This is a genomic window from Burkholderia diffusa, assembly GCF_902499115.1.
Classification (GTDB): Bacteria; Pseudomonadota; Gammaproteobacteria; order Burkholderiales; family Burkholderiaceae; genus Burkholderia; species Burkholderia diffusa.
This window is the reverse complement of sequence record NZ_CABVPN010000010.1, coordinates 152,097-170,470: the sequence shown is the minus strand read 5'-3', so window position 1 is coordinate 170,470 and position 18,374 is coordinate 152,097. Positions and strand designations below refer to the sequence as shown.

Annotated in this window: 13 protein-coding genes; 2 read left to right on the top strand and 11 right to left on the bottom strand. The window is 66.5% G+C overall.

The window, feature by feature from the left end; translation table 11 throughout:
- Nucleotides 1–18: 18 nt before the first annotated feature.
- From BTE28158_RS12295 to BTE28158_RS12285, 3 genes are all read right to left on the bottom strand, one after another.
- The gene (locus tag BTE28158_RS12295) at nt 19–402 is read right to left on the bottom strand and encodes a hypothetical protein (RefSeq protein ID WP_059684678.1); all 384 of its coding nucleotides are present in this window, start codon (nt 400–402) and stop codon (nt 19–21) included.
- Between the two features lie 514 nt (nt 403–916).
- On the bottom strand, nt 917–1,783 hold the full coding sequence (locus tag BTE28158_RS12290; RefSeq protein WP_151049732.1) for an SIR2 family protein: 867 nt from the start codon (nt 1,781–1,783) through the stop codon (nt 917–919).
- Between the two features lie 3 nt (nt 1,784–1,786).
- Nucleotides 1,787–2,812: a ParA family protein gene (locus tag BTE28158_RS12285; RefSeq protein WP_239007260.1), complete on the bottom strand. Its 1,026-nt coding sequence runs from the start codon at nt 2,810–2,812 to the stop codon at nt 1,787–1,789.
- Between the two features lie 337 nt (nt 2,813–3,149).
- On the opposite strand from BTE28158_RS12285, the gene BTE28158_RS12280 reads away from it, so the two are divergent.
- Nucleotides 3,150–3,965 (top strand): PA3715 family protein, encoded by an 816-nt coding sequence (locus BTE28158_RS12280; RefSeq protein ID WP_151049728.1) that lies wholly within the window; start codon nt 3,150–3,152, stop codon nt 3,963–3,965.
- Nucleotides 3,966–3,993: 28 nt separating this feature from the next.
- On the opposite strand, the gene BTE28158_RS12275 is transcribed toward BTE28158_RS12280, so the two are convergent.
- A complete protein-coding gene (locus BTE28158_RS12275; protein ID WP_151049726.1) occupies nt 3,994–5,145 on the bottom strand; it encodes an acyltransferase family protein in 1,152 nt (383 codons plus the stop codon).
- A 354-nt stretch (nt 5,146–5,499) separates the two neighbouring features.
- On the opposite strand from BTE28158_RS12275, the gene pip reads away from it, so the two are divergent.
- A complete protein-coding gene (pip, locus tag BTE28158_RS12270; RefSeq protein WP_151049724.1) occupies nt 5,500–6,432 on the top strand; it encodes a prolyl aminopeptidase in 933 nt (310 codons plus the stop codon).
- A gap of 59 nt (nt 6,433–6,491) precedes the next feature.
- Here the strand turns inward: pip and BTE28158_RS12265 are convergent, their stop codons facing one another.
- From BTE28158_RS12265 to BTE28158_RS12235, 7 genes are all read right to left on the bottom strand, one after another.
- Nucleotides 6,492–6,764 carry a hypothetical protein gene (locus tag BTE28158_RS12265; RefSeq protein ID WP_059607812.1) on the bottom strand — a complete coding sequence of 91 codons (273 nt, stop codon included), beginning with the start codon at nt 6,762–6,764 and terminating at the stop codon, nt 6,492–6,494.
- A 197-nt stretch (nt 6,765–6,961) separates the two neighbouring features.
- The gene (locus BTE28158_RS12260) at nt 6,962–8,002 is read right to left on the bottom strand and encodes a transglutaminase family protein (RefSeq protein WP_124628768.1); all 1,041 of its coding nucleotides are present in this window, start codon (nt 8,000–8,002) and stop codon (nt 6,962–6,964) included.
- Nucleotides 7,996–10,602 (bottom strand): circularly permuted type 2 ATP-grasp protein, encoded by a 2,607-nt coding sequence (locus BTE28158_RS12255; RefSeq protein WP_174919904.1) that lies wholly within the window; start codon nt 10,600–10,602, stop codon nt 7,996–7,998. The genes BTE28158_RS12260 and BTE28158_RS12255 overlap by 7 nt, the downstream gene beginning before the upstream one ends.
- Before the next feature lie 203 nt (nt 10,603–10,805).
- Entirely contained in the window at nt 10,806–14,240 is a 3,435-nt protein-coding gene (locus BTE28158_RS12250) for a transglutaminase family protein (protein WP_151052100.1), read from the bottom strand.
- 93 nt (nt 14,241–14,333) lie between these two features.
- Nucleotides 14,334–15,308: a transglutaminase family protein gene (locus BTE28158_RS12245; RefSeq protein ID WP_151052102.1), complete on the bottom strand. Its 975-nt coding sequence runs from the start codon at nt 15,306–15,308 to the stop codon at nt 14,334–14,336.
- Nucleotides 15,309–15,316: 8 nt separating this feature from the next.
- Nucleotides 15,317–16,258, bottom strand: coding sequence for an alpha-E domain-containing protein (locus BTE28158_RS12240; RefSeq protein WP_151052104.1), 942 nt, complete (start codon nt 16,256–16,258; stop codon nt 15,317–15,319).
- 64 nt (nt 16,259–16,322) lie between these two features.
- Nucleotides 16,323–17,738, bottom strand: a complete 1,416-nt coding sequence (locus tag BTE28158_RS12235) for a circularly permuted type 2 ATP-grasp protein (protein WP_059679130.1) — start codon at nt 17,736–17,738, stop codon at nt 16,323–16,325.
- Nucleotides 17,739–18,374: the final 636 nt, after the last annotated feature.

Here is an 18,374-nt window from a genome sequence, read left to right as displayed (position 1 = left end):
TGCGACTGCAAGCAGCGCTCAGAGATCTCCACGCACTTCACCGGTTCCGAGCGCGCTCCGCTGCCGGTTGACTTCCGCCCAAAGCTCATCGCTGTCGTCATCGCGCAGCAGGACCATGTTGTCCAGCTGATCGTCGGTCACGCCGAAGTATTCCAGGATTTCCCGGCGAACCGCGTCGATGAACTGCGCGTATTCCGGGGTTGCCTGGGCCTGCGCGTGCAGGGCGTCGTATTCTGCATCGTCCGCGCCGCCGCCGTGTTCGTCGATATAGCGCGAGATCCACTGGTCTCGTTCGCGGTCGTAATCGGCTTCGGCGCGCATCGCTTGCACAGCCGTGTAGAAATCCAATTGGGCAAACGCGGCGATCGCCGCAGTTGTCGCCTCGTCGAATGTAGTCGTCATTCCATCTCTCGTGTCAGTCATGGCAAATCATCGCACGGGCCGCATCCAGGCAGGTGCCTCGAATCCGGACCGCGCAAGACGCCGCGGTCGGGAGGCACGCGTTCCAGTGCGCCACTCATCGTGGCCGCCCGAGAGACAGGACACGCATTTTGCTGCACCGGAGGTACGGTGGGGAAAACAACTGGGTGCGGCAAATCGCAGAACGAGTTTCGAGCGTATCGCCGCAAGCGGCACTCCAGCGTTTAGGCACCAATGCGGGCGCCGGTCGTGCATGGGTCGTAGTGGCCGAAACGGGCGCTGTCGGATACCTCCCCGATGGTCTGTTACCGGCTCAGAACGACCCGGAGCGGCCGCTCGACGCGTCGCACCGGCAGTGGCTGCTCTGAAGGCCATGCGGCCATTCGCTCATGGAGATTTGGCGGCACGTCATTCAGCAACGCCGCCATCTCGCCTCCCTGATAACCATGTTTTGGGATGCTCCCCCGCCGAACTCTGCGCAATCGACGAATTGCGGTCAAATCGCGGTTGGATTGGCTTCGCGCTTCTCTACTACTAAATTGGCAAGGTCCTCCAGTCCAGCAAGCAGTTCCTCGTGGCCATCGCCTCCATACTCGACAAACCTCAGATTGTACGATTTTGTCGCAGCCGACTTCAGCGCTTCGTGCATTGAACCTTGGCGAACCACTGCATAATGCTGATGCGCGCTCGGAGCAGTGATATTGGTGTTTTCCAGTAATAGCTGAATGTCTGGATCACTAAGGCTGTACCCAATGAAAAGCAACGTGTGGGTAATGAACAGCGCATCTAGTATTTTAAAAAAATTAGGCGATTGCTGTCGCGCCTTAAAGTACTGATGCTTCGTCAGCACGCCCTTAGATGGGTCGGTGACACAGCCGTGTGCTTTGATAATAGACCGAACTGGCGAGCGAAGGTCGTTAATTAGATGAGTCTCATAATATCGGCAAACGTTATATCCAGCCGCAGCATCACCTGTTGCGCAATACCTTTCATAAATATCATCATAGTTTGTAGTAACTACAATCTTTGGATCCATCTTCAGGATCGACCGATGCGCACCAGAAGCTTGATATCTAGGCGCGACAAACTCTGCCCGCATTATTGCCGCAAAATCCGCCGCACTGACTCGCGAGCAGATAACTTCGGCAGCGTCGAGATATTCTTTGGCCTCAATCTTTGCAAGAGCAAAATCCTTGTCGCTTCCCAAAGGCATGGCCCCATGCAGAAGCCGCAGCAGAGCAGCCCAGTCGGGCGGCGACTTAGTCCCATCGGCGCTTCGACAACCGGCAGACACTCCCGACCCCATAAATACGATACAGCGTCGGGCGGCCAGTTCATCCACAAATGATTTATCCCATTCCATAGGTTACGCGGCCAGTGGATTGTTGATGTTCGACATAAGATTGTCGGCAAGACGACTCAATATTGACACGTATTCGTCTCGCTGCTGAAACTGAGAGCCAACCAGTCCATCCTGAGACTTCAGAGACATAATCGGCGCAGATACCGTTTGCGCCAATGGAATCAAGCTGTAGAGGTGCGGGATGTCACCGAGTTTTGCGTTCAAAAATTCATTTTTTGAACCCCAAAAATTCCCCAGAGATTTTTCAACCTCAGCAGGAACGTTATTAATAATCTCTTCATATGCTTTGGTCGGGCGACGAATTCCCTGCTTCGATTTCGTAATATATTGCTGAAGTGTATACCCGGAAAAACCGTGTTGTATCGACAGTGAAGTGGAAATCGGATAATTTTGAAGTCGATTCGGCGTTGCCTTTTCACAAAGTTTCAAGGCGTTTTCATAGAGACCCGCCCACGATTTGAGCCACTCGCCGATATTGCGAACACCGAGAATACTAAATATGTCCGTTCCCATAGGTGTCACAAAACGGTCGCAGCCGATGAGAATGCTGCGGTTTAGTGCGCCGAGACTTGGCCCAAGGTCGAAGAAGACAATGTCATATCGGTGTTGAATTACTCTGCACAGTGCGGTGCTCCAATTGGTTTGCCTGATGCCACCGAGATCTCCGCCTTTCAACGAATGCCAAGCTGCACCCAAACGATCTTCGACAATTGACAGCGCAGGATGACCAGGAATTAAATCCACTTGGAATCTGTTTTCACTTGATTTCACGGGGACAACATTCTCATTTATGTCGGAATCACCGTCCTCAATTTTTTGCAAAATCTCTTTGACCGTGGTTACTCCGTTGGTATCGGCATGATCCCAATAGAGTGAGGTCGCATAGGTCTCGCCCATAATTAGCTGCGTCGAATTGCACTGAGGGTCACAGTCGACGACTAACACGCGTTTGTGATACTTTGTCGACAAGAGAGAAGCGAGGTTACAGGTCAACGTTGTTTTGCCCACACCTCCCTTGTTATTAAACATGGATAGGGAGACCATTCCAGCTTGGGACTGCGGTTTTTTTGCCGCCATAGATACCTCTTGCTAGTTGTATGCGCATATTCTACTTTCGTCCGCGCCCGCCGGGGCCAGTTCGAGGACGGAACCCTGAGTTACGTGATTGCACTTCCGCTCAGAAGCTTTGGACTGGAACTAGGTACCGTGACTCAGTGCATTCGTCCACGATGCATTGCGAAAAAATAGCGCGCAGACGTCCAACACTTGGAGCAAAGCCGACATTCGAGTGTCAGATTGGGCGCTATGGCCAGCGTCTGTAGATGGCCGTTCAACGACATCCACCGCCCAAAAGACCATCCCCCACATGCCCCCGAGAATCCTCCATTTCGCCCCGCTTCTGGCGCTCGCCGCCTCCCCCCTGGTTCAGGCTGCCGGCGGTCAGCCGTGCGACGCCGCCGCCGTCACGGCCGTCGCCCGCTGGGCCGGAATCGCGGGCGCCACGCGTGGCGCGGACCAGCTCGTTATCGCATCGGCATGCAAGGTCATGCCGAACGCGCCGCAGACGACGATCGCGGCCATCGCGTTCGATTCGCTGCCGAAGAGCAAGAACCCAGACGACAGCAGCAAGCTGCAGGTCGTCGCGCTCGTCGAGGGCGGCAAGGTCGTCGCGGCCGAGCAGTCGATCGTCGAGGAAGATGCCGCCACCGAAGTCGGCCCGAACAGCTATCGCATCGATACCGCGCCGTACCGCCTGTCGCGCGACGTGCGTGCATTCGGCATCGTCTTCACGAGCAGCGCACGCGGGCCGAGCTGCCCCGATGCGAACGCAAGCGAAGAGCTGACGCTGTGGGTTCGCGAAGGAAATCGCATCCGCCCGGTATTCGGCACCAACCTGTACGGCTGGGTCAGCGTCGAGGGCGACGCGTGCGGCGCCGGCGCGGGCGACGCTCGCAGCGAAGACGCGAAGATGACGATCGCCGTCGAGCAAGCGTCGAGCCACGGCTTCGCCGACCTGTCGATCACCGCACACGTCACAGAGACGAAGCGCGCAGATGGCAACTACTCGGATACGGGCAAGCGAACCGCACGCACGATCGTCAGATACGACGGCAAGTCGTACGGGATCGACATGTTCCGGACCTTCTGGTATTCACCCGAGGCGCTGAAGCGTTTCAAGTGAAGCCGCAGGCAGCGCACGCCACGCCCGCCTACTCCGCCACCTTCGGCCCGATCGCATCGGTCTGCACCGGCATCCGCAGTGCATCGTCGCGCATGCGTCGCGTCTCGCGCGCGGTGTAGCGATCCTTCAGCCGAAGGAACGGTTTCTCGACGAGGAAATAGCTCGCCGTCGCGGCCAGCAGCGCCCACACGATCCCGAGCGGGAAGGCGTGCGGAACGGCCAGATCCGGATTCGCGAACGGCTGCTGCCACAGATACAGGCTGAACGAGATCGTGCCGACGAACACGACCGGCGCGGCGCGCAGCCACCGCGCGCACCAGAACTCGCTGCGGAAATTCAGCACGACGATCACGATCGCGATCAGCGCGGCCTCGAGCGTCACGCCGTAGGTCGCATTCCAGAAGCCACCGAGCCGATGCTCGGCAACGGGCATGCCGAACAGCACGATGAAGACGAGCGCCGTCACGATGCGCGTCTCGCCGCGCCACGAGCGGATCCATGCTTCGATCCGTTCACGGTTGAGCGCCGCGTAGCAGCCGATCAGAATCGGATCGACGCCCGTATGCAGCATCATTCCGAGCTGGCCGCGCAGCGCCGGCGCGACGAAATACGTGAGCGCGCGCACCAGCGGCACGGCCAGGATCAGCGCGGCCAGCCAGCGGGTGCCGCGACGGCGGGTGCCGTACACGAACAGCAGCGGCCAGAACCAGTAGAACTGCTCCTCGAGCGCGAGCGACCAGAAATGGCCGAGATACCACGCGCCGGCCGGATGCAGCGCGTTGTCGCCGGTCAGCCCGAACCACGCCGAGTAGTTCCACAGATGCAGCGCCGCATACAGCCACTGATGGCGATCGACGTCGAGCCAGCCGGCGATGGCGAGCACGCCGACGGTCGCGAGATACACGTAGCAGGCCGGCCAGATCCGCAACGCGCGGCGCACGTAGAACGACGTCAGCGCGATCCCGCCGGTGCGCGCGAATTCCGCGCGCAGCACGTTGGTGATCAGGAAGCCGCTGAGGACGAAGAAGATCAGCACGCCGAGCCGGCCGTCGGCGATCAGCCGCAGCGGCGCGAACCAGCCCGTATAGCCGCCCGGCAGCACGTGCTCCGCATGGCCGACGACGACCATCGTGACCGCGACGGCGCGCAACCCGGTCAGCTGCTTGACGCGATGGTTCATCGGCTCGTTTCCCGTTGGCACGGTGGAGGAACGGTATGAAGGCCGGCGCCCGCGACCGGCTCGCCGATATGTCGCCGGGATTTTGTCTGAAAAATATCGGAACGAAATTGCTTCAAAAAATTTCGGTGCGCCTGTCGGCCGAAATACCGCGCCGCACGCCCGGTGCCGGCCGGCGCACGGCGGCCGGAATGAATGGGCATAATGACAAGCCTTGTCCGGCGGCGGCCGGTCCGATGCAGACACAACGAATCTTGCGGCGCCGCAATATCCGCGATACCGGCGCTGCGGGATTCCGATCGCACACCGGCCCGTGCCTCGTCCGCCCTCCTGCCGACCCTCACCCGGAGCCTGCCTGTGTACCCACCGATCGAACCCTACGCCCACGGCCACCTCGATACCGGCGACGGCCACCGCATCTACTGGGAGCGCTGCGGCAACCCGTCCGGCAAGCCGGCGGTGTTCCTGCATGGCGGCCCGGGCGCCGGCTGCAGCCCCGACCATCGCCGCCTGTTCGATCCCGAGCGCTACGACATCCTGCTGTTCGACCAGCGCGGCTGCGGGCGTTCGACGCCGCATGCCAGCCTCGACAACAACACGACGTGGCATCTGGTGGCCGACATCGAGCGCCTGCGCGAGATGGTGGGCGCGGAACAATGGCTCGTGTTCGGCGGCTCGTGGGGCAGCGCGCTCGCCCTCGCCTATGCGGAAACACACCCGCAGCGCGTGAGCGCGCTCGTCGTGCGCGGCATCTTCACGATGCGCCGCGCGGAGTTGCTGTGGTACTACCAGGAAGGTGCGTCGTGGCTGTTCCCGGATCTGTGGGAGGAATTCCTCGCGCCGATTCCGGAAGCCGAGCGCGGCGACCTGATGGCCGCGTACCATCGCCGGCTGACGGGCGACGACGAAGCGGCGAAGCTCGAAGCCGCGCGCGCATGGAGCATCTGGGAAGGCCGTACGATCACGCTGCTGCCCGATCCGGCGCTGGCCGCGCACTTCGCGGACGGCCACTACGCGCTCGCGTTCGCGCGAATCGAAAACCACTACTTCGTGAACCGCGGTTTCGTCGAAGAAGGCCAGCTGCTGCGCGACGCGCATCGCCTCGCCGGCATTCCGGGCGTGATCGTGCAAGGCCGCTACGACATCGCGACGCCCGCACGCACCGCGTGGGACCTCGCGAAGGCATGGCCCGACGCGACGTTCGAGATCGTGCCGGACGCCGGGCATGCGTATAACGAACCGGGCATCCTGAAGGCACTGCTCGCCGCGACGGACCGGTTCGCTGCGTAAGCCGCCACGCCCAAGCGGCGCGTTGCAGCCGGCAACACCGGCCTGCACGCGCCGCCCGCTCAAAGCGCGGCTTCGACGATCGTCCGGCCGCTGATCGCGCGCTCGACGAGCTGTTCGTCGCCAACCTTGCGGATCGCATCGTCGAGCAATCCTTCCGGCTGCTCGGTCGCCACCTTCAGCAGACCCGACAGGCCGCGTGCGTCGAGCACCACGAGCGTCTCCATCGAATCCGCGCGGCTCACGAGCACGCGACGGAATGCGGGGCCCGCGCCGAAGCTCGCGCAGAGCGCGATCGTCTCGTTGCCGAGCGTGTAGTCGAAGTTCTTGATCATGTCTGCCGCCGTTGCAAGGGAATGGCCACGCGCGACGGCGCGGCGCCGTGACGTCGACGCACCCGTGCGTGCCGCCGGCGCCGGACCAGGATCCGGTCCGTTCGCCGGCATCCCCATGCTAGGCGGGCAGAATTAACGAAGACTTAAATGCTTGAAAGGCCGGCGAGCGCGGCGCCGGCCCGATCATGCCGCGTGGCTTACGGCGTATCGAGCGGCTCGACCGTCACGCCGACCTTCAGCTCCTGATCCGCGCCGCCGCCGCGGATCACGCCGCGCAGCGGCGTCACGTCCGCGTAGTCGCGGCCGATCGACAGCATCACGTAGTCGTCGCCCGGTGCACGGTCGTTGGTCGGATCGAGCTGCAGCCAGCCGTTGTCCTCGGGCCACGCCGGGTCGTACACCTCGACCCATGCATGCGACGCGTCCGCGCCGATCAATCGCGGCTGCCCGGGCGGCGGCTGCGTCAGCAGATAACCGCTCACGTAACGCGCGGCCAGCCCGAGCGAGCGCAGCGCGCCGATCATCACGTGCGCGAAATCCTGGCAGACGCCCTTGCGCAACCGCAGCGCATCGAGTGCCGACGTCGTGATGTCGGTGCTGTTCGGCGTGTACGCAAAATCAGCGTGCACGCGCCGCATCAGGTCCCATGCGGCCTGCACCAGTGGCCGCTGCGGCGTGAAGCTCGCGGCCGCATAAGCGGCGAGTTCGGGATCGCACGCGACGTGCGGCGAAGCAAACACGAATTCACTCGCTGCGTCGTAAGGCTGCCCCGCGCGGAACCGCAAGCGGTCGCGCACGGCTTCCCATGCAGTCGTGTGTTTTCCGTCGGGATGCGCGATCGCGGGCGGCGGCGCGCCGCGCGCACCGAGCGACCACACGGGCGGCGTCACGCACACCGTACTGCGGCTGCGCACGAGCAGCGCGTCGTGCGGCTGGTTCAGCGCGAACGATGCGCGCGCGTTGCCGAATGCGTCGATTTCCGTGCAGATCGATTCCGGCGCGGGCTCGATGTCGAGCGCGAACGACAGCACCTGCTGGCGCCGCGTCGCGAGCGGTTGCAGACGCGCCTGGTGCTGGGCGGATTCGACGCGTGCGGCGTAGCGGTATTCGGTGTCGTGCGTGACGCGCAGTACGCGGCCGGGCGCCCCAGCGGCCGGCGCGGCCGATGCCGGTGCCGCGGCCTGTCGTCCGTTGCCGGAACCGGCCGGCACCTTCGCCGCGTGTTTCGTCGTCACCATAGCGTCCGGCCCGCCTCGCGCACGTGGCTGAAATAGCGCTCGCCGATCCGGTTCGACAGTTCCCACACGGCCTTCACGGTCGCGTCGAGCGCATCGAGCAGCTTGCCGTGCCGGCCGTCGTCGCCGGTTTCGCACAGCTCGTGCAGCGACCACGCGGGCACGTCCGGAATCGTCTCGGCCAGTTCGGACAGCGCATAGCCCTCGCTGCGCTCGACCTTCGTCAGCCGGCCGCACAGCGCCTGCACGACCCAGCCGAGCGAGCGCGGGTTGTCGGTGTCGAGCACCACGAGCGACAGCAGCGGCGCGACGTCGAAACCGCGCTGGAAACGCGAGCGGAACGTGATCGTGCTGTCGAACAGCTCCAGCACGAGTTCGAAGCCGTCCTGCCGGTGCACCGCGCCTTCGTCGAACGCGAACTTCAGCACGCTGCACAGGAAGTCCAGCCGGTCGATCTGCCGGCCGATCGACAGCAGCCGCCAACCGTCGTCGCGCGTCATGTTGTCGGTCTGCGCGCCGGTGATCGCGCCGAGCAGCAGCCCCAGCCGCTCGAGCAGCTGCAGCGCCTCGTTGCCGATCTGCTCCTCCGCTTCCGGATGATCGGCGCTGTCGGCGAACAGTTGCGTCGCGTCGTCGATCAGCCGCCACTGATCGCTCGACAGCCGCTCGCGGATCGCGGCGGCGGCCGCGCGCATCCCGAACAGGCACGACGCGATGCCCGAGGTACGGTCCGCGCCGCGCGTCAGCGACGTCGCGAGCGCGTGCTGGAACGCGCGCGGCGCATCGACGGCGTTCGGCGCGTCGGGCGCGATCAGCCCCGTGTCGCGGCACAGCCTGTCGATCAACTCCAGATGCGCGGGACTGTCGACGTCGTCCTCGCCGCGCAGCCGCTCAAGCGCGGCGCGTGCAAGACGCATCAGGTTGGTCGCGCGCTCGGTGTAGCGGCCGAGCCAGAACAGGTTCTCGGCCGCGCGGCTCGCGATCGCGCGCGGGCGCTCGACCAGATCGTCGGGGCCGAGACGGGTCTGCAGCAGCGTCGTCGAATCGACGATGCCTTCGGTCATCACCCACGTATCGACGGTGCTGCCGCCGCGCGGCATCGGCGCGTTGAACAGCGTATCGCGCGTGCCGACCCGCGACAGCCCGCCCGGCAGCAGCCGCCAGCGTTGCGCGCCATCGGCGAGCGCGAAGACGCGCAGCAGCAGCGGCTTCGGCACGATGCGCGCGCCGCCGGCCCCGTCGGGCGCGTCGTGTCCCGGCCAGGTCGGCGCCTGCGACAGCGGCAGGTCGGCCTGCACCGTGTAATGCTCGGGCCGGGCCATGATTCGCGCACGCCATTCGGCCAGCTGCGCCGGCGTGAGCCGCGCGCCGATCACCGGGTCGAACGCGCCGCCGGCCTGCACGTCGGGCGGATACGACGGCTTCACGATGCTGCGCGCGAGCTGCGGCAGCGCGTCGTCGCAGGCTGCCGCCTCGCCGCACCACCAAGAATGCACGGCGGGCAGCGTCAGCGTTTCTCCGAGCAGCCCTTCCGCGAGGCGCGGCATGAAACCGAGCACGCCCGGCGATTCGAGGAAGCCCGAGCCCGGCGCATTCGCGAGCAGCACGTTGCCCGCGCGCACGGCCTGCAGCAGCCCCGGCACGCCGAGCAGCGAATCGGGTCGCAGTTCGAGCGGATCGAGCCATGCATCGTCGACGCGCCGCAGGATTCCGTGCACGGGTTCGAGCCCGCGCAGCGTCTTCAGGAAGACACGGTTGTCGCGCGCGGTCAGGTCGCCGCCCTCGACGAGCGTGAGGCCGAGGTAGCGCGCGAGATACGCATGCTCGAAGTAGGTCGCGCTGCGCGGCCCCGGCGTCAGCAGCACGATCCGCGAATTCTTCGCGGCCGGGCTGAGCGACTGCATGCTCTGCAGCAGCGCACGGTAGGCGGACGCAAGCCGCTGCACGCGCAGCCCGCGAAACCCGCGCGGAAAGAGCCGCGACACGATCAGCCGGTTTTCGAGCAGGTAGCCGAGCCCGGCCGCGCCCTGCGTGTGCTGCGCGACGATCCGCCACTGCCCGTCCGGGCCGCGCGCGAGATCGAACGCGACGACATGCAGCCACGTATCGCCCGGCACGCGTGCGCCGCGCATCGCGCGCAGGTAGCCGGGATGGCCCGTGACGAGCGCGGGCGGCAACAGCCCGCGCTGCAGGATCGTCTGCGGCCCATACAGATCGGCCAGCGTCGCGTTGAGCAGCCGTACGCGCTGCAACACGCCACGCTCGATCGCGACCCAGTCTTCGGGCGTGACGATCAGCGGCAGCAGGTCGAGCGACCACGGGCCGGCCGCGCCGTCGCCGGCGCGCTGCTCGTGCAACTGGTAGAACAGGCCGTTCTCGCGCATGCGCCGGTGCAGCGCGTCGGCGCGGCGGTCGAGGTCGGCCACGCCGTCGCTGCCGATCGACGTGAAGAAGCTGCGCCATGCAGGCGCGAGCAGCGGCGCGGTGAGGCCGGCGGCGCTGCCGCGCAGTTCGTCGTAGCGGCCGGCCGCGGCCGGCGCCGCGAGCGCGGCGGCCAGTTCCGCGGCATCCGGCTGCGCGCCGGTATCGAAGAGCGTGGGCATCGCGTCGGCGTCGGCGAGATCGTCGGGGTGAATGGGCGGCACGGTCGATATCGTTCCGTCGTCAGGGGGCGGACGCGCCCGCGCGCCGCCGCACCGGCGGCCGGGCGCGGCGGACGGCCGCGTTCAGCCCGCATCCTAGCACTCCGGCCGGCGCGCCGGGAGGTCGCGAACCGCGCATCGTCGTCCGTCCTTTCATCCGACGATCAGGGCCGTCGCAGGTCGAGCGTGAACGGGAATTCGCGGCTCGGCGCGGCGGCCGCCACGTCCATCCGCCCCGGCGTGTGCCCCATCGCGACGAAGCGCGCGAGCCGGCGGCTCTCGGCCTCGTACGCGTTGACCGGGAACGTCGCGTAGTTGCGCCCGCCCGGATGCGCGACGTGATACCGGCAGCCGCCGAGCGAGCGTTGCAGCCACGTATCGACGATGTCGAACGTGAGCGGCGCATGCACGCCGACGGTCGGGTGCAGCGCCGACGGCGGCGCCCATGCCTTGTAGCGCACGCCCGCGACATATTCGCCGACGGTGCCGGTCGGCTGCAGCGGCAGCGCGCGGCCGTTGACGGTCACCACGTGGCGGTTGTCGTTCAGCCCGGTCACGCGCACTTCGAGCCGTTCGACCGACGAATCGACGTAGCGCACCGTGCCGCCGGGCGCGCCCTCCTCGCCCATCACGTGCCACGGTTCCAGTGCGCCGCGCAGCGACAGTTGCATCCCGTTCACCGCGATCTGCCCGAACAGCGGGAAACGGAATTCGAAGTGCGGCGCGAACCAGGCCGGGTCGAACGCGAAACCGGCGTCGCGCAGCTCGGCCAGCACGTCGTCGAAATCCATCTTCAGGAACGCGGGCAGCATGAAGCGATCGTGCAGCGCGGTGCCCCAGCGCGTGAGCGGCGTCGTGTACGGCGCGGCCCAGAAGCGCGCGACCAGCGCACGCAGCAGCAGTTGCTGCACGATGCTCATCCGCGCATGCGGCGGCATCTCGAACGCGCGCAGTTCGAGCAGGCCGAGCCGGCCGGTGGACGAATCGGGCGAATACAGCTTGTCGATGCAGAATTCGCTGCGGTGCGTGTTGCCGGTCACGTCGATCAGCAGGTTGCGCAGCACGCGGTCGACGAGCCACGGCGGCATGTCCTGCCCGTACAGCAGCTTGTTGCGCTGGATTTCCGCGAATGCGATGTCGAGCTCGTAGACCTGGTCGTTGCGCGCCTCGTCGACGCGCGGCGCCTGGCTCGTCGGGCCGATGAACAGCCCCGAGAACAGGTACGACAGCGACGGATGGTTGTGCCAGTAAGCGATCAGGCTCGCGAGCAGGTCCGGGCGGCGCAGGAACGGGCTGTCGGCCGGCGTCGCGCCGCCGAGCACGAAGTGGTTGCCGCCGCCCGTGCCGACGTGCCGGCCGTCGACCATGAACTTCTCGCTGGAAAGACGCGACTGCCAGGCGGCGTCGTACAAGAATTCGGTCTGGCCGACGAGTTCGTCGAAGCTCTTCGCCGGGTGGATATTCACCTCGATCACGCCGGGATCGGGCGTGACCTGCAGCACCTTGAGCCGTGCGTCGCGCGGCGGCGGATAGCCTTCGAGCACGAGCTTCACGTCGAGCGCGTGCGCGGTCAGCTCGATCGCGGCGAGCAGGTCGAGATAGTCCTCGAGCGCGGCGAGCGGCGGCATGAACAGGTACAGGATGCCATTGCGCACTTCGGCGCACAGCGCGGTACGCGTGATCCACGCGGCCGATTCGAAGCGCTCGGGGCGGCGCTGCGCGTCCGGCGCGCCATGCGCGTGCCGTCCACCCGCAGCCGTGCCGTCGCCGCGCCACTGCATGACCGTTTGCACGGGTGCTTCGCGATGCGCGCCGGCCAGGTAGTGCGGCGCGTCGGCCGTGCCCGCATGACGCGCACGGAACGCGGCCGCGTCCGGCAGCGCGTCGCGCGGCGCGAACGGATCGCGTTCGACCAGGTACGGATAGTCGGCGCCAGCGACCCACGGCAGCGAATCGAGCGGCAGCCGATAGCCCATCGGCGAATCGCCGGGCACGAGGTACATCCGCTCGTCGCGGAAGAACCACGGGCCCGTCTGCCAGCGCGGGCCGTCGAGGCCCGGCCGATCGCGGCCCGGCGCGTCGTCCGTGCGCTTGATCGGCAGCACGTAGCCGACCACGCTGTCGAGCTGCTGCTCGAACACCTTGCGCAGCCGCGCGCGTTCGAGTTCGTCGTCGAGGCGCGAATCGAACGGATCGACGTTGACGGGCAGCCTGCGCTCGCGCCACAGGTAGTACCAGACGTCCTCGTAGCCGGGCCGCACGAATTCGTCGGTCAGCCCGAGGCGCGCGGCCAGCGCGTCGATGAAGCGCTTCGCGTCGTCGGTCGTGCACGCGGACGGCTCGCGTTCGTCGGCGAACAGCGACGGATCGTGCCACACGGGCTGGCCGTCGGCGCGCCAGAGGATCGACAGCGCCCAGCGCGGCAACTGCTCGCCCGGATACCACTTGCCCTGCCCGAAATGCAGGAAGCCGCCTTCGCCATATTCGGCGCGCAGCCTCTGCACGAGTTCGGTCGCGTAGCCGCGCTTGGTCGGGCCAAGCGCATCGGTGTTCCACTCGGCGCCGTCGCGATCGTCGATCGACACGAAGGTCGGCTCGCCGCCCTGGGTGAGCCGCACGTCGCCGGCCGTCAGCGCGCCGTCGACCTGCGCGCCGAGCGTGCGCACGGCGTCCCACTGCGACTCGGTATACGGCTTCGTCACGCGCGGCGATTCGTACACGCGCGTCACCGCCATCTCGTGCTCGAACGACACCTCGCACTCGTCGATCAGCCCTTCGACCGGCGCGGCGCTGGTCGGCTGCGGCGTGCACGCGAGCGGGATGTGCCCTTCGCCGGCGAGCAGGCCCGAGGTCGGATCGAAGCCGATCCAGCCCGCGCCCGGCAGATAGACCTCGCACCACGCGTGCAGGTCGGTGAAGTCGACCGACGTGCCGCTCGGGCCGTCGAGCGCCTTCACGTCGGGCGTGAGCTGGATCAGGTAGCCGGACACGAAGCGCGCGGCGATGCCGAGGTGGCGGCACAGCTGCACGAGCAGCCACGCGCTGTCGCGGCACGACCCGGATGCGAGTTTCAGCGTCTGCTCGGGCGTCTGCACGCCCGGCTCCATCCGCACGAGGTAGCCGATGTCGTGCTGCAGCTGCTGGTTCAGCGCGACGAGGAAGTTCACGGTGCCGGCCGGCATGCGGTCGACGCCGTCGAGATACGCGCGGAACAGCGGCGCCGCGCTCGTCTGCGGATCGCACGCGAGGTACGGCGCGAGTTCGGTCTTCAGCGCATCGTCATAGTTGAACGGATATTGCTCCGCGCTCGCTTCCAGAAAGAAGTCGAACGGGTTGTACACCGACATCTCGGCAACCAGGTCGATCGTGATCTCGAAGTGTTCGGTGCGTTCCGGAAACACGAGCCGCGCGAGATAGTTCGAGAACGGGTCCTGCTGCCAGTTGATGAAGTGCTGCGCGGGCTCGACCGTCATCGAATACGCGACGATCGGCGTCCGGCAGTGCGGCGCGGGCCGCAGCCGCACGATCTGCGGGCCGAGGTTGACGGGCCGGTCGTAGCGGTAGCGGGTGGTGTGATGCAGCGCGACGTGGATGGGCATGGGAGAGCCGCTCGGTTCGGGTTGGGCCGGCCGCGCGCGCCGCGTCGCCGTCGCTGCGGCGGCACGGCACGGCGGATTCGACGAAGGGGTGCGTCAGACCAGTTCCGGCGACTGCACGACGCTGATCTCGATACCGACGGTGCTCGCGCCGAGCCCCGTCACCGGCTGCGCGTCGCGAGCGTCGAGGCCGACCGCGATGCGCACGTAGCGCTCGTCCGGGCAGCGGTTCATGAACGGATCGAAGCCGACCCAGCCGAGCCCTTCGACGTAGGCCTCCGCCCACGCATGACCGGCCGGCTGCTGCATCAGCGCGGCGGCCTGCGGCTGCGCGCCGAGCGCCGCCTGCGGCAAGCCCTGCGACTGCGCGGCGTGCGATGCGCCGAGCGCCTGCTGCATGCCGTCGCCGCTCTGCAGCGCGAGCGCCTCCTCTTCCTCGTCGCCCGCCGCGCTCTGCTTCGCGTCGGCGATGCGCTGCATCGCGCTGTCGGCGAGCACGTAGCCCGAGATGTAGCGCGCCGGCACCTTCAGTGCACGCGCGGCCGCGATGAATGCATGCGCGTGGTCGCGGCTCGTGCCCTCGCCGCTTTGCAGCGCTGTTTCGGCATCGGCTGGCGCGTCGGCCAGGTTCGGCGCGTACGCGATGCGGCCGTGCACTTCCGTCATCAGCCAGTGCAGCGCGTCGAGGCTGTGCGGCTCGATCGGCAGCGCCTGCGTGAGTTCGCGCACGGTGTCGCCGGCCTTCGTGAGCGCGGTCTCGCGCTCGAAGATCCACGGCGGCGCATAACCTTCCGGATTGCCGAGAATGCCCGCGCGGTCCTGCGTCTCGACGACGCCGGCCGCGACGACGACGATCTCGGCCTTCGCGCCGCGGTCGTGACGCACGAGGTCGATCCGGTTGCCGAGCCCGTCCGTGTAGGACAGCGCCGGCTCGACGCCTTCGATCGTGACCTGCCACGCGCGCACCGTCTGCCCGGGGCCCGATTGCGGGCGCAGCCGCAGCCGTTGCAGCGCATGGGTGGCTTGATCGTCGAACTGATAACGCGAGATGTGTCGGATGGCGAGTCGCATGGCAAGTCTCAGTCGAAGTTGTAGGCCTGGGCGATATCGATCCCGAGGCTGTTGTTGCGGCCGATGAAGTCGGTCAGGAACTCGTGCAGGCCGCTCTTGAAGATCCGCTCGACCGAGGTGTCGGACAGCATCTGCAGAATCTTCGTGGCCGTGTCGTGACACGGGTGTGTCACGCCGTAATCCTTCGCGAGCAGATTCAGGCTCGACACCACGCGCCCGTAGCAATAGCGCAGCGAACGCGGCATGCGGCCGTTCAGGATCAGGTAGTCGGCGATGTTCATCGGCTTGTACTGCACGTCGTACACCCAGCGGTACGACCGGTGCGCGGCCACGCAGCGCAGGATCGTCTCCCACTGGTAGTTGTCGAGGATCGTGCCGACGTGCGACACCGACGGCAGCAGCAGGTGGTATTTCACGTCGATGATCCGCGCGGTGTTGTCCGCGCGCTCGACGAACGCGCCGATCTGCGCGAAATCGAAGATCTCGTTACGCAGCATCGTGCTGTAGAAGCTGCCGAGGATCAGCGCGGTTTCACGCTTCACTTCGTCGAGCACGGCCGGCAGTCCGCTCTCCGGCACCGGCTGCGCGAGCGCGTGACGCAGCGCGAGCCATGCGCCGTTCACGCTTTCCCATGCCTCGCGGGTGAGCGCCGTGCGCACCATGCGCGCGTTCGAGCGCGCGGCCTCGATGCACGACAGCACGCTCGACGGGTTGTCGCGGTCGCGCAGCAGGTAGTCGGTCACGGTATCGGCGGCATATGCGTCGTACTTCTGACGATAGCCCTCGTCCGCACCCGAGCTGACCAGCACCGACGACCATTCGGCCGGCGCGTCGGACGTGCGCGTGAGCGCCATCCGCAGCCCGGCATCCACGATGCGCGCGATGTTCTCCGCGCGCTCGATATAGCGGTACATCCAGTAGAGACCGCTCGCAGTTCGTCCCAGAAGCATCTCGTGTCCACTCCGTCTTCGTTCGGTTCGCGCGCCGGCTGCGGCGCGCGCGGTCGTGCCCGGCTCAGTCGGCCAGCACCCAGGTGTCCTTGGTGCCGCCGCCCTGGCTCGAGTTGACGACGAGCGATCCCTCCTGCAGCGCCACGCGCGTGAGCCCGCCCGGCGTGATGCGGATCCGGTCCGACACCAGCACGAACGGCCGCAGGTCGACGTGGCGCGGCGCGAGGCCGGCTTCGGTCAGGATCGGCGTCGTGGACAACGCCAGCGTGGGTTGCGCGATGTAGTTCGCGGGACGCGCGCGCAGCTTCGCGGCGAACGCCTCGAGTTCGGCCTTCGATGCACACGGACCGACCAGCATCCCGTAGCCGCCGGAGCCGTGCACTTCCTTCACGACCAGTTCATCGAGATGCTCGAGCACGTATTTCAGGCTGTCGGCCTCGCCGCAGCGCCAGGTCGGCACGTTCTCCAGCAGCGCCTTGCGGCCCGTGTAGAACTCGACGATCTCCGGCATGTACGAATAGATCGCCTTGTCGTCGGCGATGCCGGTGCCGGGCGCGTTCGCGATCGTGATGTTGCCGGCGCGATAGACGTCCATGATCCCGGCCACGCCGAGCACCGAATCGGGGCGGAACGTGAGCGGATCGAGGAACGCGTCGTCGACGCGGCGGTACAGCACGTCGATCGGCCGGAAGCCTTCGGTGGTGCGCATCGCGACGCGGCCGTCGACCACCTGCAGGTCGCTGCCCTCGACGAGGTGCACGCCCATCTGGTCGGCGAGGAACGAATGTTCGTAGTACGCGGAGTTGTGGATGCCGGGCGTGAGCACGGCGATGGTCGGGTTGTCGGCGTTGCCGCCCGGCGGGCACACGGCCGCGAGCGACTGCCGCAGCATCTGCGGATAGGTCTCGACCGGGCGCACCTTGACCTGCTGGAACAGCTCGGGGAAGAGCTGCATCATCGTCTCGCGGTTTTCCAGCATGTACGACACGCCCGACGGCGTGCGCGCGTTGTCCTCCAGCACGTAGAACTCGTTCTCGCCGGTGCGCACGATGTCGACGCCGATGATATGCGTGTAAACGTTCCCGGGCGGCCGGAAATCAATCATCTCCGGGATGAACGCCTCGTTGTGCGCGATCAGGTGCTTCGGCACGATGCCGGCGCGCACGATCTCCTGGCGGTGGTAGATGTCGTCGAGGAACGCGTTGAGCGCCATCACGCGCTGCTCGATGCCGAGCGACAGCCGGCTCCATTCCGCGCCCGAGATGATCCGCGGCACGATATCGAAAGGTATCAGCCGCTCGGCTGCCTGCGCGTCGCCGTACACGGCGAACGTGATGCCCGTCCTGCGGAACACGCCTTCCGCGTCGTGAGCTTTCTGGGCGAGGCTCGCGGGATTCTGCGTGTCGAGCCACTGCTTGAGGCGCGCGTAAGGCGCCCTCACCATGTCGCCGGATTGCAGCATTTCATCGAATGGCTTCATCGATCTTTTCTCCATCGATCGTTTTCCCCGGCATTGCGCATGCCGGACCGGCGTACTGACTGCCTTGCAAGGAACGTGCCTTGCGATATCCCCTCAGGTTCCCCCCTTTGTCGCGCAGCCGGCACGCCCCCGCGGCATGCCGCACCATGATGGTGCGATGCGCGCGACGCAGGACGCGCCAGAGGCGTGCCATGCCTGCGCACGGCCTCTGCTGCACCGCGCCTGTCAAACATAGTTCCCCTGCGTGTCACGACTGTGCAATCTGCACTGCACCATTCCTTCCCCGCCCGGCGCGCCGCCTCGATTACCGCGCTGCCGGCCGGCAGCGGTCCCGCGCCCGCGTCGGCAGGACTTCCCGCCGCCGTGCGGTCGCCCGCGCCCCGCCACCTCCCGCCCGGTCTTGCCGCACCGCAGCGAAGCGCGACGCGGCGTCGGCGGCCCGTTGCGGCGGCCCGCCCTGCACCGCGACGGGGATTGCGCCACATCCTTCGGTTGCCCGGGCGGAATAGCGAAAAGGCGAGCCGGCGCGCGCAGGTGCGCGGCCGGCCCTGGGGGGAAGTACCGTCTGCGGCAAGTCGGGCAGTTCGACGCGGTGAACTAACCAGTTAGCCGGGTCCGGCACCTCAACCGTATGTA